The organism is Enterobacter sp. RCC_40 (genome assembly GCF_041360735.1).
Classification (GTDB): domain Bacteria; phylum Pseudomonadota; class Gammaproteobacteria; order Enterobacterales; family Enterobacteriaceae; genus Enterobacter; species Enterobacter ludwigii.
On the sequence record NZ_JBFUPR010000002.1, the window covers coordinates 200,155 to 221,485 of the forward strand.

Consider the following 21,331-nt stretch of genomic DNA (forward strand, 5'->3'; position numbering starts at 1 on the left):
TCCTTCGGGAGAGGGTTTAATACACCCAGCGGTACTTTTGCAAATCAATCTGTCCTGACCCCGACACCTGCACCCCTTCTGACAGTAACGCCTGACGCTGGCGCTGCAGATCAGGCCCGGTCAACGAGATCGCCCCATGACGATTTACCACCCGATGCCAGGGCAGGGTGCTTCCTTCCGGCAACCTTTTCAGTACGCCACCGACCTGCCGCGCCGCACGCGGAGAACCGGCCAGACGCGCTACGTCGCCATAGGTGGTGACATAACCTTCCGGCACAGAGGCCACAATTTGCCATACGCGTTGTGGAAAGGAGTCATGTTCGTCCATACGTCTACCTGTGGGGAATGTCTGGACAGTCATGTTAAACGAAGATAAACCCAATTGCTGCGCCAGTTTGCGCAAGAAACCAGCATCCGGTTGCGGGTCGCTTGCAATTGGCGGTAAGCACAGGGATAATGCGCCAGCGCGTTGGTTATCAACGCTCTCAATGGGGGCTCTGTTGGTTCTCCCGCAACGCTACTCTGTTCACCAGGTCAGGTCCGGAAGGAAGCAGCCAGGGCAGACGACGTGTGTGCCGGGATGTAGCTGGCAGGGCCCCCACCCATTTCTGCTCTCATCAACACTCTCCCTGTTTCTCTTCGCTTCGAATAGCCTTTAATCCACAACGTTATTAGGACTTTACTGACTGCATGTAATATATATTTCATTGCATTGAAATATTACTGTCATAAACCTGTAATAATAGACTGTCATTTTAATATCGGATGTCTTTTTTCTGTCATAACTTAAAAATATATATCTGGATAACATTGGTAAGTTCGTGTATTAAATAAAGTACTTATTCCGAAGGGAAGTGACAAACATGGCTACTGCGGTGTTAAACGTTAAGATTGATCAAGCGCTAAAAGAAAGACTTCGCCACTATGCTGAAGTTAATAACGAGAATTTAAGCGTGACGACAGAGAAACTGCTGCTGCTGGCATTCGAAGCGGTAGAAGAGGCGGGAGTATCGGAAGAGGATATTGATAACCAGCATACGGAAGAAGAGAGTGTTTCTCCATTTACTCCTAAAGAAATCAAGGCTCTACGTAAAATTCTTAAGAAGAGAAAATGAAACAACAACTGTCAACTGCCAGTGACTACAACGAGGCCTGCGATCTGTTGCGTTCAGGCTACGTGAAGCATGTACGTCTTGGCTGGAATGTAGGAAGTGATGAGTTCTTTCGTATTGCGTCTGACTGGTGTGATACCGGCGCAAAAATAAAGAAAGACGGTGAAAATTTCGTTATTTCACTGAAAGGTTTTCCTATTCCTCCTCAGCACTAAATCCTGAATGGTGAAAACTGCTGACTGTATCTGTGACAGTCAGCAGTTTTTATTTTATGATCCACTTCAAATTTTTTATATCAAACCAGACTTCTTTTTATTGATGGCACGTTTTTATTCAGGGCGAGCCACAAGGGTTTAATTCTCAGTAATGCCTGTTCAAGCTCAGCCGGATCGAGTGAAAAGGGCATACGTAAATACCGATCAAACGCACCCGATAAACCAAACCGCGTGCCGGTCCCCAGGTTGATTCCCAGTATCTCTGCGCGTGCAGCAAGTTGTGTTGCCAGCATCCCCGGCAGTTCAATCCAGTAGGAAAGCCCGCCTTCCGCTTCATGGAATGTCCATTCAGGGAAGTGCTCGCGCAACAGCGCGCCGCATTGGTCTCGCCGTTCTGCCAGCATCTTCCGGCGAGCGGGCAAAAACGTTTCGCTGTTATTGATAAGCCACAGCGTCGCCAGCTGTTCGAGCATGGGCGATCCTAAATCCAGGGTATCCCGCGTCTGGGCAAGCGTAGCGATGGTGCGCGAGGAGGCACGGATCCAGCCAAGACGAAGGCCGCCCCAGAAACTTTTTCCGGCAGAGCCTAACGTTATCACGGTGGCCTGCGGGTTGAATGACGCCAGCGGCGGCGGCGGGGGCGAGTCAAACCACAGATCCACCATCGTTTCATCTACTACCAGCGTCGTGCGGGTTTGCGCGGCAATCTCGGTGATTGCCTGACGGGTGGGAATATCCATGCATCGCCCGGTAGGGTTATGAAAATCGGGCATCAGGTAGGCCAGGCGCGGCGCTGTCTGGGCAAGCGTTGCGGCAAACCCATGGGTATCCCAGCCCGTTTCCGGCAGCGACACGCCCACTGGACGGCACTGCGCCCCCTGAATGGCGGCGATCGCCAGCGGGTAAGTGGGATGATCGACCACGACGCGATCCCCCGGGCCGGTCATCATCCGCAGGACCAGCGCAAAACCGCTGACCGCGCCATTGACCACCATTACCTCGTCTGTCCGGGTCGGAAGCCCCCGCGCGGTATAGCGTGCGGCGATGGCTTCCCGCAGCGCCGGCAACCCAAGCTGATCGTAACCCGTAAGCGAGAGATGTTGCGTAATGGCCGTGAGCGCATGGGTATAGGCCTGGTGGATCTCAGGCCCGGCATTGAGCGCAGCGGTGGAGAGATCCAGCGCGGCACTGGCTGCTGAAAGGGTTGGCACGGCGCGTGTGTCGGGCAGGATCACGCGTGAACCGCTGCCGTGGCGGCTTTCAAGATAACCTTCCTCACGCAGATGGGCGAGTGCGCTGCTGATGGTGGTCCGGCTCACATCCAGCGCAGTGGCCAGCTCCCGCTCGCCGGGTAGACGGGTGTTAAGCGCCAGTCGGCCATCAAGAATTAACAGGCGTAACGCATCCGCCAGCTGACGCCAGAGCGGGGTTCGGGACGAGGTTTGTTGCCAGTGGCCTAACAGGCGTACCAATGACTGGCTTCCGAAGCGGCGAGATGACATGTGCAGTCCACTATTTTAAAACTGGACATTAATCATAATGCCATTTTCGCTCAAGATGAAAGCCTGGTTCACTGGAGAAGATAAAAAATGGTACGTCGTCTGCTACAACTGTATGTCGGTTTAGGGCTGTATGGGCTTTCAACCACGATGTTTATTCGATCGGATCTGGGGCTCGATCCGTGGGACGTCTTCCACCTGGGCGTGGCGATCCAGCTGGGGTTGAGCATTGGGATGGTGATTATTTTAACCGGTGCGGCGGTACTCCTGCTGTGGATCCCGCTGCGTCAGATGCCTGGTCTGGGAACCCTCAGTAACGTGATTATTATTGGCCTGGCGGCAGATGCCTCCATGGCCCTGATCCCCGAGGTGACCTCGCTGCCCCTGCGTATCGCGCTGCTGGTGGCCGGAATTGTCGTGAACGCGATAGCCACCGGTATGTATATCGGTGCCGGTTTCGGGGCGGGCCCGCGCGACGGTCTCATGACCGGGATCCATGCCCGTATGGGATGGTCCATCCGCAGTGTACGTACCTCGATTGAAGTGTCCGTGCTGCTGATTGGGTGCATGTTGGGCGGAACGTTCGGGATAGGCACCGTCGCGTATGCTCTGACCATTGGCCCGCTTATCCAGATCTGCTTGCCTCTGTTCCGTTATAAGCCGCGCGTTGAGAAGGCCCCCCAGCCGGAGCGGGTTGTTTAATTCTGCGAAGCGCTCACATGTTTTCATGGCGTCGCTGTGTCAGAATAGTGGCCTTCGAATGACGCGATGCCAGAATGCATGAAAGCAATCACTCTCTATGATGTTGCCCTCCTTGCGGGGGTTTCTTATCAGACCGTTTCCCGTGTGATTAACGACGCGGAGCATGTCTCTGCCCGCACGCGGGAAAAAGTGCAGCAGGCGATGGCAGAACTGCACTACGTCCCCAATCTCAGGGCACAACAGCTGGCGGGTAAACGTACCCGTACGCTTGGCCTTATTACTACCGATCTGGCGCTGCACGCCCCTTCGCAAATTGTTTCGGCGGTAAAATCCCGGGCGGTTGAGCAGGGGGCGAGCGTGCTTATCTCAATGGTGGAACATCCACAGCAGTGCCAGTCTGCCCTTCAGGCGTTGCTGGCGCAGCGTGTGGAAGCTCTGCTGGTGAATGTGCCGCTGGAGGATCCTCATGCTGAAGCGCTAAAAGCCCTCGCATCGCCCATTCCGGTGCTGTTTCTGGATGTCTCGCCCTCGGCTCAGGTAAACAGTCTTGTGTTTAATGCAGAGCAGGGTGCTCGTCTCGGGATTGAGCATCTGCTTTCGCTGGGGCATGAGCGTATAGCGCTGCTGAGTGGACCGGAGAGCTCTGTCTCCGCCCGGGCACGTCTTGCAGGCTGGAACGCCACGCTGGCACAGGCCGGGCTTGAGGCTGTCGCGGTGGCGCACGGCGACTGGAGTGCGGCAAGCGGCTATGAGAAAGGACATTTGCTGTTATCTGCCGCGCAACTCCCGGATGCGATAGTGGTCGCGAACGACCAAATGGCGCTGGGGGTGATGCGTGCCTGTGCGGAAAAAGGGACCGCGATCCCGGGCCAGATGTCGGTTGTCGGGTTCGACGATACGGCAGACAGCGCCTGGTTTTCTCCCCCACTGACCACCATTCGCCAGGCTTTTCGCGAGGCCGGCGAGCGAAGTGTGGAGTGGCTGCTGGCGCCAGTTGAGGGTGACGCATGCTGGCAGGTTCAGCTTCCGGTGACGCTTGTGACCCGCCATTCTACCGCTCGCCACGATCCGCAGCAGATCGAACGCGAGGATCTGGCTCAGCAGCTCAGGAGCCTGGCGTTAGCGGCTGAGCAACTTGCCCGCCGGTAAGACTTTTGTGATCTGACTCGCTACCCCGCGATCCGACGCTTTACCGCACCCGGTAGCCAGGGCATGTTAGCTAAAATTGTGAGCGCTTCGCAAAGAGGTTAATATGTCCAACACTCCATCGCTGACTCTCAGCGAACTTCTGGCTCGTCGGGACTGGGAAAACCCGGGGGTCACCCAGTGGAACCGCCTGGCAGCACATGCTCCCTTGCACAGCTGGCGTGATGAACACTCCGCCAGAGAAGACGGGGGAACCGTCAGCCGACGCCTCCTTAACGGGGAGTGGCGTTTTAGCTTCTTTCCTGCACCAGAGGAGGTTCCTTCGGTATGGGTCAGTGAAGATTGCGCCGATGCCGTGCTGATGCCCGTGCCCTCTAACTGGCAGATGCAGGGGTTCGACACGCCCATCTACACCAACGTGACCTATCCGATCCCCGTAAACCCACCGTTTGTGCCGCAAGAAAACCCAACAGGTTGTTACTCGCTCACATTTGAGATGGATGATACCTGGCTGCAGAGCGGCCAAACCCGCATTGTCTTCGATGGCGTGAATTCGGCGTTTCATCTGTGGTGTAACGGTCAGTGGATCGGTTATTCACAGGACAGCCGACTGCCCGCCGAATTCGATCTTTCTACGGTGCTGCGTCCTGGCCAGAACCGCATTGCGGTCATGGTGTTGCGCTGGTGCGACGGGAGCTATCTGGAAGATCAGGACATGTGGCGCATGAGCGGGATTTTCCGCGATGTGTCGCTGCTGCATAAGCCAGAGACGCACATAGCCGATTATCAGGTTGTGACTGAACTGAATGCGGAGCGGGATCGCGCGGTGCTGAAGGTGGATCTCGCGCTCGCAGGCGCGCAGTTTGCGGAGTGTGAGGTGGCGTTTACCCTATGGCGCAACGGCGAAAAATGCGCCAGTGCCACCGGGCGGCCGGGCACTGCCGCTGTCGATGAGCGCGGCGGCTGGGCCGAGCGGCTAACGGTGACGCTCCCCGTTGAGGCGCCTGCCTTGTGGAGTGCGGAAACGCCGGAACTTTATCGCCTGACGATGACCCTTCTGAACGCGCAGGGTGAGGTGCTTGAAACGGAGGCCTGCGATGTGGGGTTCCGCCGCATAGAGATCAGCAATGGCCTGCTGAAGCTCAACGGTAAACCCCTGCTGATCCGCGGCGTTAACCGGCATGAGCATCACCCGGAAAACGGCCAGGTGATGGATGAAGCGACGATGCGCCGCGATATCGAACTCATGAAGCAGCATAACTTCAACGCCGTGCGCTGCTCGCACTATCCGAACCATCCGCTGTGGTACACGCTTTGCGACCGCTATGGTTTGTATGTCGTCGACGAAGCCAATATTGAAACCCACGGCATGGTGCCGATGAGTCGCCTTGCTGACGATCCGCGCTGGCTCCCTGCCATGAGCGAACGCGTCACCCGCATGGTGCAGCGCGACCGCAATCATCCTTCGATTATCATCTGGTCGCTGGGGAATGAGTCCGGCCATGGCGCGAACCATGACGCACTGTATCGCTGGCTGAAAACCACCGATCCGACGCGTCCGGTGCAGTACGAAGGCGGTGGGGCGAATACGGCAGCGACCGATATCGTGTGCCCGATGTATGCCCGGGTCGATCAGGATCAGCCCTTCCCGGCGGTACCGAAATGGTCTGTTAAAAAATGGATCGGCATGCCGGATGAAACGCGTCCGCTTATTCTCTGTGAATACGCCCACGCGATGGGGAACAGCTTCGGTGGTTTTGCCAAATACTGGCAGGCGTTTCGCCGCCATCCTCGCCTGCAGGGGGGATTTGTCTGGGACTGGGTTGACCAGGCGCTGACCAGAAAAGACGACAATGGTACACCGTTCTGGGCCTACGGGGGAGACTTTGGCGACACGCCCAATGACCGCCAGTTCTGCCTTAACGGGCTGGTTTTTCCCGATCGCACACCGCATCCGGCGCTGTATGAAGCCCAGCGCGCTCAGCAGTTTTTCACCTTTACGCGGGTAAGTACGTCTCCGCTGGTGCTTGAAGTCCACAGCGATTACCTGTTCCGTCATACCGATAACGAGGTGCTGCGCTGGACCCTTGTCCGTGACGGCAGCGTGCTGGCCAGGGGGGACGTGACGCTCTCCATTGCTCCCCAGGGCACACAGCGTCTGGACATCAACCTGCCAGCGCTGGCGCCTGAAGCGGGTGACGTCTGGCTGAACGTTGAAGTGCACCAGCCGCGGGCGACGCCGTGGTCACCGGCAAACCATCGCTGCGCGTGGGAGCAGTGGCCGGTTCCGACTCCCCTGTATATCGCCCCGCCAGCGCCAGAAGGTGTACCGCCGGTGTTAACGCAAACTGGCGACGTGTTTGAGCTGGTGCATCAGCAGCAACGTTGGCAGTTCAACCGCGCATCAGGACACCTGACGCAATGGTGGCGCAATGGCGTTGAAACGCTGCTCTCACCGCTGACGGATAACGTTAGCCGCGCACCGCTGGACAATGATATTGGCGTGAGCGAGGCCACGCGAATCGATCCGAATGCGTGGGTTGAACGCTGGAAAGCGGCAGGCATGTACGAGCTCACCCCGCGATTACTGCACTGTGAAGGAGAGCAGCATGCAGCCGAGGCGGTGGTGAAAACTCTGCATGTCTGGGAGTATCGCGATAAAGCGCTGTTCCTGAGCCGTAAAGTCTGGCGGGTGGACGATAGGGGCGTTTTGCATGGCGATATTCAGGTCGATATTGCGTCTGATATCCCGGAACCGGCACGCGTAGGCCTGAGTGTTCACCTTGCCGCAACGCCGGAAACGGTTCAGTGGCTGGGGCTTGGGCCACATGAAAACTACCCGGACAGAACGCTGGCGGCTCAGCAGGGGCGCTGGACATTACCGCTGGAAGCCATGCACACGCCTTACATCTTCCCGACAGAAAATGGTTTGCGCTGTGATACCCGTGAACTGCTGCTGGGCGCGCATCGGCTGAATGGCCTGTTCCATTTCTCCGTCAGCCGCTACAGCCAGCAGCAGTTGCATGAGACAACTCACCATCATCTGTTGCGCGAGGAGCCGGGGTGTTGGCTTAACCTGGACGCGTTCCATATGGGCGTGGGCGGTGATGACTCGTGGAGCCCCAGCGTCTCGCCGGAATTTATTCTGCAGAAACGCCAGCTTCGCTATACCTTCAGCTGGCAGCAGAACCCTGACTGAGCAAAGAGGCGGCCACAGCAGTGGCCGCCTCGCTTACGCCAGGATACCGCTCAGGCCGTGCAGGCTCATGTAAATCCCGACCACAGTAATCAGGGCGGCGGAGATCCACGGTGCTTTTCGTGAAAACTCGCTGAAACCCGGCCAGCGTTTTGTCGCATGCTTAAGGCTCAGGGCGGCAATTGCACCGGAAGCGACCAGCGTTAACGCCAGACCAATACTGAAGCTGAATACCAGCGTTGCGCCGAGGGCAAAATGCTTCAGCTGCAGGCAGATGAGCAGGACCGTGATTGAGGCCGGGCAGGGGATAAGCCCTCCGGTCAGACCAAACAGTGCAATTTGTCCGGTGGTAACGTTCTGGCCGTTGAAGCGGCGGTTAATATCCTGCGCATGCGCGCGCTGGTGGGCGTCCTGCCACTCTTCTTCAATCAGTGGATGCCCATGGTCGTGATGATCATGATGATGGTCATGGTCATGGTCATGGTCATGGTCGTGATGATCATGATGGTGGTCATGGTCATGATGATGGTCATGGTGATCGTGATGATGGTGGTGATCGTGTGGCCGACTCTCCTTCCAGGTTCGCCAGGCCATCCACAGGGCGATCAGCACGATCAGTATCCCCGAGACCAGTTGGAACCAGGGCTCAGACGTATGCGCATCCCAGCCCCGGCCAAACCATAATCCTGCCATGGCAATGATCCAGACCACCGCCGTATGGGAAAGCGTTGCCGCCAGACCAAGCAACACCGCCTGTTTCAGCGTACCGCGAATAGCCACAATAAACGCGGCCATCATCGTTTTGGAGTGGCCCGGCTCCAGGCCATGCAGCGCGCCGAGGAGGATAGCGCTGGGTACAAACAGCCAGGCATTGCCCTGCTGCAGGAGTGAAGCAAAATCGTTCATGGAAAATTCCGGAGTGGAAAGCGTGTTCAGATACTACTCCCCCCCAGTAGTCTAATACTACCCCCCAGTAGAAAAATACTCAGGGGGAGTAGAGCATGATATGCTTTAAAAGCCATACGATAAGGGAGACAGAGATGTCACATACGGTTCGCGACAAGAAGATGTTATTGACTCGCCTGAAGAAAATTCAGGGGCAAAGCGCTGCCCTGGAAAAAATGCTTAATAGCGACCACGAATGCGCCGACGTGTTACAACAGCTGGCGGCGATCCGCGGCGCGGTAAACGGCATGATGATGCAGGTGATCGAAGGTCATCTCACCGATCATGTGGTGAAAGAGCCTGAAGAAGCTCAGCGCGAAGCCGATCTTGGCGTCGTGTTACAGGTGATCAAATCCTATCTTAAGTAGGATGTGTTTTGAGGTTATCTTCCGCCCAAAGAATAAAGTCCGCTTTCGGCAACGCCTTGCTGTAGTACCAACCCTGCCCATACTGCACGCCGTGACGACGTAGCCAGGCGAGTTGCCCTTCGGTCTCCACGCCTTCCGCAACCATCGCCAGCTTCAGCGATTTTGCCATTTCAATAATGTGTGGCGTCACGTTCTTATATTCCAGTGCATCCACAAACGCTTTATCGATTTTTAGCGTGTCGACATCCAGATCCTGCAGGTAGCTCAGGCTGGAATAGCCCGTACCGAAATCATCAATATAGATTGCGTGGCCTGAATGACGAAAGGCGGCGATGGCCGGTGCGCTGATTTTAGGATCGGCAAAGCCGCGCTCGGTTAACTCAAGGGCGATCTGTTGCGGATGGACTTTCCACTTATTCATTAAGTGACTCAACAGTGGCGGGAGTTTTCCCGAGGTCAAATCAGCCGGCGCGAGGTTAATGGAAATATGCTGACCGGCGTGAAGGTGCAGCCAGTAGCCCATATCCTCAAACACCTTTTCAATGACCAAATGCGTCAGCTGCGAGATGAGCCCCGTTTGCTCAGCAAGCGGCACAAAAATATCCGGTGAAAGGCTGCTGCCGTCAGGCTGGGGCCAGCGGGTTAGCGCCTCTGCGCCCACAATCTTCCCGCTAGAGAGTTCAATAATGGGCTGGTAATGCACCACAAATTCCCGGTTATTGATGGCGTCAAGCAGCCGGTTGCGTGGCGACTGGATACGACGCAGCAGTCGCAAAACAAAGAGTGCGGCAAGCAGACTTATCAGTATGCCGAATGGCAGCCAGATGAGAAGTTGCTTGTGCCAGGTTTCAGCCAGCGGTTTTAACGCCGCCCAGGCGACCACCGTAAACCCCAGTTCAGGAACAGGCTTCATAATGTATATCGAGCCGTTGTACTGAATGCGGGTGACGCCCTGATCCTTAACCAGATTGCGGATATGCGGATCGAGCTTGCTGCTGCTGGCAAAAATGAGATGTGATTTGCTGCCCACCAGGGCGGCATCTGTGGCGATCTCACCGAAAGGGATCACATCGACAAGCGAGGCAGGATCCACCAGCACCAGATAGTGGCCCCGACCCAGGACCGCCATGTAGCGGCTAAAACCGAGATCGTTTTGCGTGGTGAGCCATGTGCCATAACCATCTTCCGTGATTCGCATGGGCGGCGGGAAAGGGGCCGACTGACTGGTTTGTTCCAGGGACGAGCAAAGGGGCTCAAGATTGTTGATATAAATAACTTCCTGAACATAACGCCATGAAAAAGCGACCCGCCGCATCTCCCTTAAATGCATAACGCTACAGGGGATCCCTTTAAAGGTCTGCAGGCTATTGAGCGCTTCCTTTGCATCATCCACTACCCTAGCGGTACGTATCAGCACGCGTGAGGCATAGCTATCCAGCGCATCGACAAACTTATCTTCCGCCTGGCGATGTGCCAGCCAGATGCTCAGGCTAATCGGAACCAGTACCGCAATGATAAGTACACCGGTCACCAGACTGACCAGATGTCGGGTTTTCATGGTGCTGTCTCCTTCCTCTTATGCCCGCTCCTGGGCGCTGAAAAACCTGCCAGAGGAGAAAGATTTTACCGCTAAATGATAAAGTTATAGCACGTGCAGGTCATGATTTACGGCACAACAGAAAATATCGTCGGGGCAGAGGGGTTGTTTTTTCAGCAGGGGTTAGATATTATTTTGTTATGTTATAACAAAACATAAAGAGTTTACGATGAAACCAGATATCCACCCAGCCTATCGCACCGTGGTGTTCCACGACACCAGTGCTAATGAATACTTTAAAGTCGGCTCAACCATTAAGACCGACCGCGAAATTGAACTCGACGGTGAAACATATCCGTATATCACCATCGAGGTCTCTTCAAAATCGCACCCGTTCTACACCGGCAAGCAGAAAACGTTCTCGACGGATGGCAGTGCGGCGCGCTTCCGTAAGCGTTTCGGCGGCTTTATTAATGCGAAGCGGGGATAACCATGCAGGTACTTAACTCATTGCGCAGTGCAAAACAGCGTCACCCGGCTTGCCAGATAGTCAAACGCAAGGGACGCTTATACGTGATTTGCAAATCCAATCCGCGCTTTAAGGCGGTTCAGGGACGTAAGAAAAGACGCTAGACGCGTGTTTCGCGCCAGCTTTCCAGGGATCTTTTTTGGTTGCCATCGGCAGTAAAATTGTCGGTGGCAAGCCAGCCTTCAAAGGCACTCGCCAGCGCCGGCCACTCTTTGTCGAGAATTGAAAACCAGTCGGTATCCCGGTTATGACCTTTCGTGACCAGCGCCTGACGAAAACGCCCCTCAAACTGAAAGCCAAGACGCAGTGCCGCCTTGCGCGAAGGCGCGTTCAGGCTGTTGCACTTCCACTCATATCGACGATACCCAAGGGTGTCGAACACGTATCGCATCAGCAGATATTGCGCTTCCGTCGACATCGGCGTGCGGCTGAGCAGCGGGGAGAAATGAACATGTCCCACCTCCACGACGCCGTTGGTTGGATCGATCCGCATCAGAGCCAGCGTGCCGACCGCAGACTGGGTCTGGTTGTCGATAACGCTAAAGTGAATCGGATCGGATAAGTCGCGCACGCTTTCTACCCATCCTGCAAACGCCTCTGCGCTGGCATCCGGCTCACGCAACAGCCACGTCCAGCTGCGGGTATCTTCGGCCAGAGAATACGCGCTGAACAACGCCTCAGCGTGCTCCACCCGCAGCGGCTCAAGGCGACAATAGTGGCCCTGAAGCACCACACGTGAAGGGTGCTGGCGGGGTTGCCAGTCGATAAGTGCTTCGCCTACTGGCTGTCCAAACTCATTGAATGTTTTCATTTTACTGTCCGTGACGTTGATAAGAACGCCAGACTAGTGAATTACTGGTTCCTTAAAAAGTGCCACTCAGCTATGTTTTGGTGGTACCACGGGAGGCGAAATGAACATACCGGGCGATGAATTTTATACTTTGCTGAATGCCGCGTTGAAAGCGCGGGGGGAAGAGACGCTACAGCGCGCGCTGTATCATGCATTGCGTGAGGCGATACTGTGCGGCCGGCTACACGCCGGGAGCCGGCTTCCCGGTTCGCGACTGTTGGCTCAGCAGCTCTCGCTTTCACGGAATACCGTCAATGCGGCGCTGGAACAGCTGACGCTCGAAGGGTATCTGCTGCGTAACCGCCAGGGGACGCGGGTGGCGCAGCTGGCGCAGCGTACGCTCGTTCAGGCATTGCCGGACTCTGCCGTCGCGCTCGGCAGCCGGGTCGCCTCGCTGCCTGCGCCGGTGCCGCGTGATACCCCGGTTCCGGCATTTACGCCGGGAACACCGGCCATCAACTACTTTCCCCTGCCGCTGTGGCGGCGCTTGTACGACCGGGTTCTGCGCGAAGAGGGCAGCGCGCTGTTAGGGTATGGCGATCCTGCCGGGGAGCCGTCGCTGCGGGCGGCCATTGCCCGCCACCTTGCCCTTTCGCGCGGCATTGACTGCGATGCCAGTCAGATAGTAATGACCGAAGGTGCGCTTGAGGGGGTAAACCTTTGCACGATGCTGCTGAGCGAACCCGGCAGCGTCGCGTGGGTGGAAGATCCTGGCTATGGTGGGGCTAAAAGCGCCTTTGCCAAAGCGGGCTTAGTCATGACGGGGATGCCGGTTGATGACGAAGGCATGTTCTGGGAAGGGCTGGATACGCCGTCCCCTGCGCTTATTTTCACCTCACCTTCGCACCAGTTTCCGTACGGAAGCGTGCTCAGTGCGCGGCGACGCCTGGCGCTGCTGGATCTGGCCCGGCAGCATAACGCCTGGATTATTGAAGATGATTACGACAGCGAGTTTCGTTATTCCGGTGAGCCCGTGCCTGCAATGCTGGGAATGGTCAACAATGCGCCGGTTGTCTATCTCGGTACCTTCAGCAAAACCCTCTTTCCGTCGCTGAGAATGGGGTTCATGGTGTTACCCCCGGCGCTGGCAAAAGCGGCCCGTCCGGCCATTGGCGCGCTGCTGCGTGGCGGGCATCGCGCCGAACAGCGAACCCTGGCGCTGTTTATTGAGGAAGGACATTATGCCCGCCACCTTGCCGCCATGCGCCGGCTCTACCGTAAGCGCTACCGGCAGCTGCGTGAGGTGCTGAGTGCTGAGCTTCATATTCCGCATCGCATTCTGGCGGGTGAAGGGGGGATGCATCTGACGCTGGCAATAGACGGCATCGACGACCAAAAAGTGGTTGAGCAGGCGAGGGCGTTTCAGCTGGCACCCGCTGCACTGAGCGGGTATTACCTGGAGCCGAAGCAGGGGCAAACCGGTCTGGTGTTAGGTTACGGCAATACCTCTGCTTCTCAGTTTGTGTCGGGTATCCGACGCATACAGGCTTTAATCACACAGCAGCAGGACGGGAAAGGGTAAAGACATCATAAAAAGAGAGCTGACCTTTGGTGGATACCATCTTCTGCAGCTTCTCTTTTTGCACCGTTTCAACCGCGGGGGAGTGCATGATGCTTTCGATCAGCTCCGGCGGCACGTAACGCGTGTTATACCATTCACCGTTATAGCAAACCCGGAAATCAAGGACGTCGATATCTTCGTAGCGGTAGCGGGGATTAACGTCAAAAAAGAAAAAGGCGTTAAATACCACAAACAGAATGACAAGCAGCCAGACGGAGTCCACCAGAGTTTCGGACTTCAGCATCACAATCAGTGTCGCCAGCCAGGCGGCATACATTGCGACAAACAGTCCAGGGTGTTTGCGAATAAAGCTGATGCTAAAGCGCGGGCGATTGTCGCGCTTTTCGCGGTGATTAAGATCGTCGATGGTGGCAGTAAGCAGGCGCTGTATCTCGGTCATTTTTTGCCTTTATGAGAATTGACAATACAGGATGTCTGCCAATTTTAGGGGAGCCATTTGGCTGAAAAAAGTAACAGTCAGGCGCTAAAAGACCATAACAGTTGACTCCCCGTCACTTTACAGCCGTTTAATGATTGTTGCCGGATTGCCGCCGACGACGACATTCGCCGGGACGTCTTTCGTTACGATAGCGCCGGAGGCCACCACCACATTATCACCCAGCGTAACGCCCGGGTTAATAACCGCACGTCCACCAATCCAGACGTTGTTGCCGATGGTCACCGGCTTGCCAAATTCCACGCCGCTATTACGTGCGTCGGCGTCCAGCGGATGGGTTGCCGTGTAAATATGCACCCCTGGCGCGAGCATGCAGTTGTCGCCAATATGTATCGGGCAGACATCCAGCATCACGCAATCGAAATTGGCGTAAAATTCTTTGCCCAGATAAATGTTATATCCATAGTCACAGCGGAAGCTCGGCTCAATATAGGCTCCTTCGCTTTGCCCGAGGAGTTCCGCCAGAATGTTCTGGCGTTCGAGTTTCTCATCAGGTGCAGTGTGGTTATAACGGTGAACCAGGTGTCGGGCGCGTAATCGGTCGGCCCGTAATGTTTCATCACCAGGGCTGTAATGTTCACCTGCAATCATCTTCTGCTTTTCTATGCTCATTGGGAACCTCACTGGTCGTCTTTACCGTAGGGTAATCGGAACAGGATAGCAGGGGAACGTTCCCGGAAAATCACTGTGACTATTATCACAATAATATTGCGGATGAGCACGTTTTACACGGAGACCTGCACTGGGGCAGGAGGGTATAGCCAGAAAGTTGAATACAGCTGAGAAAGTGGCGTAGAACCTCTACAGACACACTTCAAAGATTAACGGACAAATCTCCACACGGACGTTGGGATTTTGTCATACAGCTTATTCATGGTCAGTTCAGCAAGACGGTGGTCAGCCGCTGAATAAAATACCGCCAGTTCATTATCAGAAAGCTCGTATTTATTCTTTTCAATTACACGTTCAAGCGTGTCTATTGACTGACAGCGTCGCAAACGCATCAAATAATCGATTTTTGTGAGTGGTTTTTCAGACATAAATTTACCTTACTAATTGTAATAATTTTAACAGGAAAGACTAACGGGGTTAGCTCTGCTCACGTTGATGAAGCAACGAAATAGTCGGTTGCCCGATTTACGCCATTTCTGCAAATCTTGCGCATTAATGCCGTAGCTGCTGAACAACATAAAGGTGTCATCCAGGTATTCATCAATTTGCTCAATCAGCTTATTATCTTCATTGTACTTAATTTTATAATTAAGTGCGAAGGTTGCAATATGCTCGATCAACTCGTTTAACTGTAAATTGATGGCAGACGTTGGGTCGTTTACCCAGCCATGGTTACTTTCATCAAGATTGGCAAGGCAGTCATGGTACAAGGATTCGCAGAGAAATTTCAACTGCGCGATATCATGCCTTTTTGGCGAGTACTCGTCCATAGCGCATCCCCTTCTGAGTGATTTCTTACTCACCGAACATCATGTCGGGATGGATACAACATACTTAGCCGCACGGGTGCTGTGTTCCTGATAACTCTAACTATAATCCACTCTGATCAAGATTTCACCGCGCTATTACGAAAAATTACAAATAAAAGCACTGACTGCGAGCCTTTACGCAAATGTGCCTTCAGAACTAAACATTTTTATCCAGATTAACGCGGAACTTTTTTCGCTCCCTTACGTTTCATTGGCTTAGCGTAAACAATCCTAAGATGTCCAAATCCGGAGTTCTCTTTGTCTGAAGATATGGTTAGGAATATTCCTAATCACTTAAGCAGGGAAATGAAATTAAAAAAATCCTGAATTCAGCGATTACGTTATCACTTAATTATGATATGTCATTTTAGGCGGCAGGAAATAAATAGAAGCACAATAAGCCTATTTTATGATTTTTTTCTGAAAAAGAAAAAGGCCGCTAATGCGGCCTTTTTATCATGTGAAACCGGTATCAGTGCGGTTCTACCGAATGACTGTGCTCAATATCTTCATTCTTGCGGCTAAAGCGGCGGCGAACCACCACGAAGAATACCGGAACGAAGAAGATAGCAAGTACGGTTGCGGTAACCATACCCCCCATAACGCCTGTACCGACGGCGTTCTGTGCACCGGAACCCGCACCGGTACTGATAACCAGCGGCATTACCCCGAGGATAAATGCCAGCGATGTCATCAGGATTGGGCGCAGACGCATACGCACCGCGTCAAGGGTCGCCTCAATCAGGCCTTTACCTTCTTTCTCCATCAGATCTTTGGCGAATTCAACGATAAGTATCGCGTTCTTCGCCGACAAGCCAATGGTTGTCAGCAGGCCCACCTGGAAGTACACGTCGTTGGTTAATCCACGGAACGTTGCCGCAAGCAGCGCACCGATAACCCCCAGTGGCACTACCAGCATAACGGAGAACGGAATCGACCAGCTCTCATACAGTGCCGCCAGACACAGGAAGACCACAATCAGTGAAATGGCGTAAAGGGCAGGGGCCTGGTTTCCGGACAGACGTTCCTGGTAGGACATACCGGTCCAGTCATAGCCGATACCCGCAGGCAATTTACCTGCCAGCTCTTCCATCAGGTTCATGGCTTCACCGGTGCTTCGGCCTGGTGCGGCCTGACCCAGGATCTCCATGGATGGCAGCCCGTTATAACGTTCCAGACGCGGCGAACCGTATTCCCAGTGCGACGTAGAGAAGGATGAGAACGGCACCATCTGACCGTTGTTGCCGCGAACGTACCAGTTGTTGATATCGTTCGGTAACATACGGTATTGCGCTTCTGACATCACGTACACTTTCTTCACACGACCACGGTCGATGAAGTCGTTAACGTAGCTACCGCCCCAGGCCGCGCCCAGCGTGGTATTGATGTCACTGATGGAAACGCCCAGTGCCTGCGCTTTCTCCTGATCGATGTCGATTTTGTACTGAGGCGTATCTTCCAGACCGTTAGGACGCACGCCGACCAGAAGGTCAGGGTGTTTCGCCACTTCACCGAACAGCTGGTTACGTGCCTGCGTCAGTTTTTCATGACCCAGACCGCCCTGGTCAATCAGCTGGAAGTCGAAACCTGTCGCTGTACCCAGTTCAACAATCGCTGGCAGGTTAAAGGCGAAGACCATCGCATCTTTAATCTGTGAGAATGTGCCCATTGCACGGCCAGTAATTGCCTCAACTTTGTTCTCTTCGCCCGGACGTTCTGACCAGTCTTTCAGAGAAACGAAGGCAATACCGGTGTTCTGACCACGACCCGCAAAGCCAAAGCCGTTAACCGCAAACACGGATTCAACGTTAGCTTTCTCTTTGGTGAGGTAGTAATCCGTTACTTCATCCAGCACCTTCTGGGTACGTTCTTGCGAGGCACCCGCCGGCAGCTGTGCCATCGTCAGGAACACGCCCTGGTCTTCATCGGGCAGGAACGAGCTTGGCAGACGAACGAACAGATAGGCCATACCCACCACGATGATGATATAGAGCAGCAGGTAACGACCGGTGCTGCGCAGGATGTTACCCACGCTGTCGGTGTAGTGATGCGTGCTCTTATCAAACATGCGGTTAAACCAGCCGAAGAACCCTTTATGCTCGCCGTGACCGCCTTTCTGAACAGGTTTCAGCATGGTGGCACACAGTGCAGGCGTCAGGATCAATGCAACCAGTACCGACAGCGCCATTGCCGAGACAATGGTGATGGAGAACTGACGATAAATTGCACCGGTTGAGCCGCCGAAGAAGGCCATCGGGATAAATACTGCAGACAGTACCATCGCGATACCGACCAGCGCGCCCTGGATCTGGCCCATGGATTTACGGGTTGCTTCCTTCGGCGGTAGACCTTCTTCCGCCATAACACGCTCGACGTTTTCTACCACCACGATGGCGTCATCCACAAGCAAGCCGATGGCGAGCACCATCCCGAACATTGTCAGGGTGTTTATCGAGTAGCCAAAGATGGCCAGTATGGCGAAGGTGCCGAGCAATACGACCGGTACGGCGATGGTTGGGATCAGCGTCGCGCGGAAGTTTTGCAGGAACAGATACATGACCAGGAATACCAGGATGATCGCTTCTGCCAGGGTTTTAACCACTTCGTGAATCGAGATTTTGACGAACGGCGTGGTGTCATACGGATAAACGATCTTCAGGCCTGACGGGAAGAACGGTTCCATTTTCTTCAGTTCCGCACGGATAGCCGTCGCGGTGTCCAGGGCGTTAGCACCTGTCGCCAGTTTGATCCCGAGACCGGAAGCCGGCTTGCCGTTAAACTTCGCAATGATGTCGTAGTTTTCGCCACCCAGTTCCACTTTCGCCACGTCGCGCAGACGAACCTGCGAACCGTCCTGATTCACCTTCAGCAGAATTTTGCTGAACTCATCGGCGGAGGTCAGACGGGTCTGTGCGATGATCGAGGCGTTAAGCTGCTGGCCTTTCACCGGCGGGGTACCGCCTAACTGACCGGCGGCAACCTGGGCGTTCTGCGCTTTGATAGCGTTGATCACGTCCACCGGCGTCAGCTGGAAGTTGTTCAGTTTGTTCGGATCCATCCAGATACGCATCGCGTACTGAGAACCGAACAGCTGAACGTCACCCACACCAGACGTACGGCTGATGGCGTCCTTCATGTTGGCGCCCACGTAGTCGGAAATATCTTCCTGCGTCATGGTGCCGTTGGTGTTGATCACGCCAACAACCATCAGGAAGCTACTGGACGATTTCTCGACGCTCACACCCTGCTGTTGTACTTCTTGTGGCAGCAACGGCATGGCGAGCTGCAGTTTGTTCTGGACCTGAACCTGCGCGATGTCAGCATCAGTACCTGACTGGAAGGTCAGGGTGATCTGTACCGTACCGGTTGAGTCACTGTTTGAGGACATGTACATCAGGTTATCGATACCGTTCATGTTCTGTTCGATAACCTGTGTCACGGTGTCCTGCACCGTTTTTGCATCAGCCCCGGGGTAGGTTGCGGAAATTGTTACCGCCGGTGGCGCAATCGTTGGATATTGCGCGACAGGCAGCTTCAGGATCGCAAGTCCCCCAGCCAGCATGATGATTATGGCGATCACCCATGCAAATATGGGGCGATCGATAAAGAAATTAGGCATGTCTTAACGGCTCCTGTTTAAGTTAAGACTTGGTTTGTTCTGACTGGCCAGCGGCCGAAGCTTGTTGTTTATCGTCAGATTTCACTTCCTGTGCTTTGACCTGCGCGCCAGGACGAACTTTTTGCAAACCAGTAATAATCACGCGATCGCCATCTTTCAGACCTTCCGTCACCAGCCATTTATCGCCAATCGCCTGCGTGGCAGTGATGTTGCGCGTTTCGACTTTGTCATCAGCCCCGACAACCAGTGCACTCGCGTCGCCACGTGGCGTACGGGTGACACCCTGCTGAGGCACCAGAAGTGCGGTTGGGTTGGTGCCTTCTTCCAGACGCGCGCGAACGAACATACCAGGTAAGAGTGTCTTATCCGGGTTCGGGAAAATCGCACGTAAGGTGATGGAACCGGTGGTTTGGTCGACCGTCACATCGGAGAATTCCAGTGTGCCTGCCTGCGGGAACTTGATACCGTCATTGGTCACGAGCTCCACTTTGGCTTTACCGTTTTCCTGCTTCAGCGTGCCGTTTGCCAGCTCTTGTTTCAGGCGCAGGAAATCGTTGCTGGATTGGGTCACGTCAACGTAAATCGGATCAAGCTGCTGCACGGTGGCCAACGCGTTGGTCTGACCGTTCTGCACCAGCGCCCCTTCCGTGACGGAAGATTTACCGATGCGACCGCTGATTGGGGAGGTCACTTTGGTATAGGCGAGGTTGATACGCGCTGTTTCCACTGCAGCTTTCGCGGCAATCACTGCGGCGTTGGTCTGCTGTGCATCAGACAGGGCAGTGTCATAATCCTGTTGACTGATGTACTGGGTACCGAGCAGTTTTTTGTAACGGTTCAGCGTCAGTTGGGAGATTTTGGCTGCAGCTTCTGCTTTCGCCAGATCGCCTTTCGCGCTCTCATAGGAGGCCTGGTAGGTTGCCGGATCAATCTGATACAGAGACTCGCCAGCTTTCACTTCACCACCCTCGGTGAAGTTACGTTTCAGGATGATACCACTCACCTGAGGACGCACTTCTGCGATGCGGTATGCGCTGGTACGGCCCGGTAATTCTGTCGTTATCTGGAGAGGTTCGGACTTGAGCGTCACCACGCCAACTTCTGGCACCTGCTGAGCTCCTTGTTGAGCCTGTTTGTCGTCACATCCTGTTAGCGCTAAGCTGCCTGAGAGCATCAGAACGACCGCCAGAGGCGTTAACCCTCTGTTTTTGTTCATATGTAAACCTCGAGTGTCCGATTTCAAATTGATCAATGGTCCTGAGTCCAAAAACCCATTGCTGCGTTTATATTATCGTCATGCTATGGTACATACATTCACAAATGTATGTAAATCTGACTCCTGTAAATTCACTAACGTATGGCACGAAAAACCAAACAACAAGCGCTTGAAACCCGACAACACATTCTGGATGTGGCTATGCGTTTGTTTTCTCAGCAGGGTGTTTCGTCAACCTCGCTGGCGCAGATTGCTCAGGCCGCGGGCGTCACGCGGGGAGCGATTTACTGGCATTTTAAAGACAAGACAGATCTGTTCAGTGAAATCTGGCAACTCTCAGAGTCCAGCATTAGCGATCTTGAGACTGAGTATCGGGCAAAATTCCCCGAGGATCCACTCTCAGTATTAAGAGAAATATTAGTATATATCCTTGAAGCAACGGTAGTTGAAGAACGTCGCAGGTTAATGATGGAAATCATCTACCATAAATGCGAGTTGGTCGGAGAGATGGCGGTCGTCCAGCAGGCGCAGCGCAGCCTGTGTCTGGAAAGCTACGATCGCATTGAACAGGTCCTCACCCAGTGCATGCAGGCGAACCAGCTGCCGGCGACGTTAATGACCCGACGGGCGGCAGTCCTGATGCGCAGTTATATTTCCGGCCTGATGGAAAACTGGCTTTTCGCCCCGGACTCCTTTGACCTGAAGAACGAAGCCCGCAGCTATGTCGCTATTTTCCTGGAGATGTGCCAGCTCTCCCCGACGCTGCATGGCAAGTCAGGCTCGCTAACAGCCTGACGCGATTCCAGGATTTCTCTTAGAGGCTCACGTTCGCGCTATTCTGCTTCAGGCGAGCGTGATATCCTGCACGCCGGACTATTTTCGGTCATCTTCTGACATC

At 54.5% G+C, this 21,331-nt stretch carries 21 protein-coding genes and 1 other RNA gene; 11 read left to right on the forward strand and 11 right to left on the reverse strand.

The window, feature by feature from the left end; translation table 11 throughout:
* Positions 1 to 16 precede the first annotated feature (16 nt).
* A complete protein-coding gene (locus AB6731_RS08985) occupies positions 17 to 328 on the reverse strand; it encodes an MGMT family protein (RefSeq protein ID WP_025204849.1) in 312 nt (103 codons plus the stop codon).
* 170 nt (positions 329 to 498) lie between these two features.
* Here AB6731_RS08985 and ffs point away from each other — a divergent pair.
* The 3 genes from ffs to AB6731_RS09000 all read left to right on the forward strand — a co-directional run bounded on the left by ffs (position 499) and on the right by AB6731_RS09000 (position 1,327).
* Positions 499 to 595, forward strand: an RNA gene (ffs, locus tag AB6731_RS08990) — signal recognition particle sRNA small type.
* 268 nt (positions 596 to 863) lie between these two features.
* The gene (locus tag AB6731_RS08995; RefSeq protein WP_020885198.1) at positions 864 to 1,115 is read left to right on the forward strand and encodes a hypothetical protein; all 252 of its coding nucleotides are present in this window, start codon (positions 864 to 866) and stop codon (positions 1,113 to 1,115) included.
* Positions 1,112 to 1,327, forward strand: coding sequence for a hypothetical protein (locus AB6731_RS09000; RefSeq protein WP_014168888.1), 216 nt, complete (start codon positions 1,112 to 1,114; stop codon positions 1,325 to 1,327). The genes AB6731_RS08995 and AB6731_RS09000 overlap by 4 nt, the downstream gene beginning before the upstream one ends.
* Positions 1,328 to 1,407: 80 nt before the next feature.
* Here the strand turns inward: AB6731_RS09000 and AB6731_RS09005 are convergent, their stop codons facing one another.
* Positions 1,408 to 2,829: a PLP-dependent aminotransferase family protein gene (locus AB6731_RS09005; RefSeq protein ID WP_025204848.1), complete on the reverse strand. Its 1,422-nt coding sequence runs from the start codon at positions 2,827 to 2,829 to the stop codon at positions 1,408 to 1,410.
* Positions 2,830 to 2,916: 87 nt separating this feature from the next.
* On the opposite strand from AB6731_RS09005, the gene AB6731_RS09010 reads away from it, so the two are divergent.
* From AB6731_RS09010 to AB6731_RS09020, 3 genes are all read left to right on the forward strand, one after another.
* Positions 2,917 to 3,528 carry a YitT family protein gene (locus AB6731_RS09010; RefSeq protein WP_014168890.1) on the forward strand — a complete coding sequence of 204 codons (612 nt, stop codon included), beginning with the start codon at positions 2,917 to 2,919 and terminating at the stop codon, positions 3,526 to 3,528.
* Positions 3,529 to 3,606: 78 nt separating this feature from the next.
* Positions 3,607 to 4,677, forward strand: a complete 1,071-nt coding sequence (locus AB6731_RS09015; RefSeq protein ID WP_041162448.1) for a LacI family DNA-binding transcriptional regulator — start codon at positions 3,607 to 3,609, stop codon at positions 4,675 to 4,677.
* A 103-nt stretch (positions 4,678 to 4,780) separates the two neighbouring features.
* Positions 4,781 to 7,873, forward strand: coding sequence for a beta-galactosidase (locus AB6731_RS09020; RefSeq protein ID WP_371006211.1), 3,093 nt, complete (start codon positions 4,781 to 4,783; stop codon positions 7,871 to 7,873).
* 33 nt (positions 7,874 to 7,906) lie between these two features.
* Here the strand turns inward: AB6731_RS09020 and AB6731_RS09025 are convergent, their stop codons facing one another.
* Positions 7,907 to 8,776: a nickel/cobalt efflux protein RcnA gene (locus tag AB6731_RS09025; protein ID WP_371006212.1), complete on the reverse strand. Its 870-nt coding sequence runs from the start codon at positions 8,774 to 8,776 to the stop codon at positions 7,907 to 7,909.
* 134 nt (positions 8,777 to 8,910) lie between these two features.
* On the opposite strand from AB6731_RS09025, the gene AB6731_RS09030 reads away from it, so the two are divergent.
* Positions 8,911 to 9,183: a metal/formaldehyde-sensitive transcriptional repressor gene (locus AB6731_RS09030; RefSeq protein WP_020885193.1), complete on the forward strand. Its 273-nt coding sequence runs from the start codon at positions 8,911 to 8,913 to the stop codon at positions 9,181 to 9,183.
* On the opposite strand, the gene AB6731_RS09035 is transcribed toward AB6731_RS09030, so the two are convergent.
* Complete coding sequence (locus AB6731_RS09035; RefSeq protein ID WP_032677530.1) at positions 9,176 to 10,741, reverse strand: EAL domain-containing protein; 1,566 nt, start codon at positions 10,739 to 10,741, stop codon at positions 9,176 to 9,178. The two genes, AB6731_RS09030 and AB6731_RS09035, sit on opposite strands and share 8 nt — an antisense overlap.
* Before the next feature lie 208 nt (positions 10,742 to 10,949).
* Here AB6731_RS09035 and AB6731_RS09040 point away from each other — a divergent pair, with 208 nt between their 5' ends.
* Together AB6731_RS09040 and ykgO are read left to right on the forward strand one after the other, a co-directional pair.
* Positions 10,950 to 11,210 carry a type B 50S ribosomal protein L31 gene (locus AB6731_RS09040; protein WP_032638534.1) on the forward strand — a complete coding sequence of 87 codons (261 nt, stop codon included), beginning with the start codon at positions 10,950 to 10,952 and terminating at the stop codon, positions 11,208 to 11,210.
* A gap of 2 nt (positions 11,211 to 11,212) precedes the next feature.
* The gene (gene ykgO, locus AB6731_RS09045; RefSeq protein WP_371006214.1) at positions 11,213 to 11,353 is read left to right on the forward strand and encodes a type B 50S ribosomal protein L36; all 141 of its coding nucleotides are present in this window, start codon (positions 11,213 to 11,215) and stop codon (positions 11,351 to 11,353) included.
* Here ykgO and AB6731_RS09050 read toward each other — a convergent pair.
* On the reverse strand, positions 11,350 to 12,060 hold the full coding sequence (locus AB6731_RS09050) for a GNAT family N-acetyltransferase (RefSeq protein ID WP_181240139.1): 711 nt from the start codon (positions 12,058 to 12,060) through the stop codon (positions 11,350 to 11,352). The genes ykgO and AB6731_RS09050 overlap by 4 nt on opposite strands.
* Positions 12,061 to 12,160: 100 nt before the next feature.
* Here AB6731_RS09050 and AB6731_RS09055 point away from each other — a divergent pair, with 100 nt between their 5' ends.
* On the forward strand, positions 12,161 to 13,621 hold the full coding sequence (locus AB6731_RS09055; RefSeq protein ID WP_176586830.1) for a PLP-dependent aminotransferase family protein: 1,461 nt from the start codon (positions 12,161 to 12,163) through the stop codon (positions 13,619 to 13,621).
* Here the strand turns inward: AB6731_RS09055 and AB6731_RS09060 are convergent.
* The 6 genes from AB6731_RS09060 to acrA form a co-directional block, all read right to left on the reverse strand.
* Entirely contained in the window at positions 13,593 to 14,060 is a 468-nt protein-coding gene (locus tag AB6731_RS09060; RefSeq protein ID WP_020885189.1) for a YlaC family protein, read from the reverse strand. The two genes, AB6731_RS09055 and AB6731_RS09060, sit on opposite strands and share 29 nt — an antisense overlap.
* A gap of 117 nt (positions 14,061 to 14,177) precedes the next feature.
* Positions 14,178 to 14,729, reverse strand: coding sequence for a maltose O-acetyltransferase (gene maa / locus AB6731_RS09065; RefSeq protein ID WP_371006216.1), 552 nt, complete (start codon positions 14,727 to 14,729; stop codon positions 14,178 to 14,180).
* A 209-nt stretch (positions 14,730 to 14,938) separates the two neighbouring features.
* On the reverse strand, positions 14,939 to 15,157 hold the full coding sequence (locus AB6731_RS09070; protein ID WP_014168902.1) for an HHA domain-containing protein: 219 nt from the start codon (positions 15,155 to 15,157) through the stop codon (positions 14,939 to 14,941).
* Positions 15,158 to 15,184: 27 nt separating this feature from the next.
* On the reverse strand, positions 15,185 to 15,559 hold the full coding sequence (tomB, locus tag AB6731_RS09075; RefSeq protein WP_020885187.1) for an Hha toxicity modulator TomB: 375 nt from the start codon (positions 15,557 to 15,559) through the stop codon (positions 15,185 to 15,187).
* A 511-nt stretch (positions 15,560 to 16,070) separates the two neighbouring features.
* The gene (acrB, locus tag AB6731_RS09080; protein ID WP_014168904.1) at positions 16,071 to 19,217 is read right to left on the reverse strand and encodes a multidrug efflux RND transporter permease subunit AcrB; all 3,147 of its coding nucleotides are present in this window, start codon (positions 19,215 to 19,217) and stop codon (positions 16,071 to 16,073) included.
* Positions 19,218 to 19,239: 22 nt separating this feature from the next.
* Positions 19,240 to 20,433, reverse strand: a complete 1,194-nt coding sequence (gene acrA, locus AB6731_RS09085) for a multidrug efflux RND transporter periplasmic adaptor subunit AcrA (RefSeq protein WP_032677536.1) — start codon at positions 20,431 to 20,433, stop codon at positions 19,240 to 19,242.
* A 141-nt stretch (positions 20,434 to 20,574) separates the two neighbouring features.
* Between acrA and acrR the strand changes: the two genes are divergently transcribed.
* A complete protein-coding gene (gene acrR / locus AB6731_RS09090; protein ID WP_014168906.1) occupies positions 20,575 to 21,228 on the forward strand; it encodes a multidrug efflux transporter transcriptional repressor AcrR in 654 nt (217 codons plus the stop codon).
* Positions 21,229 to 21,331 lie beyond the last annotated feature (103 nt).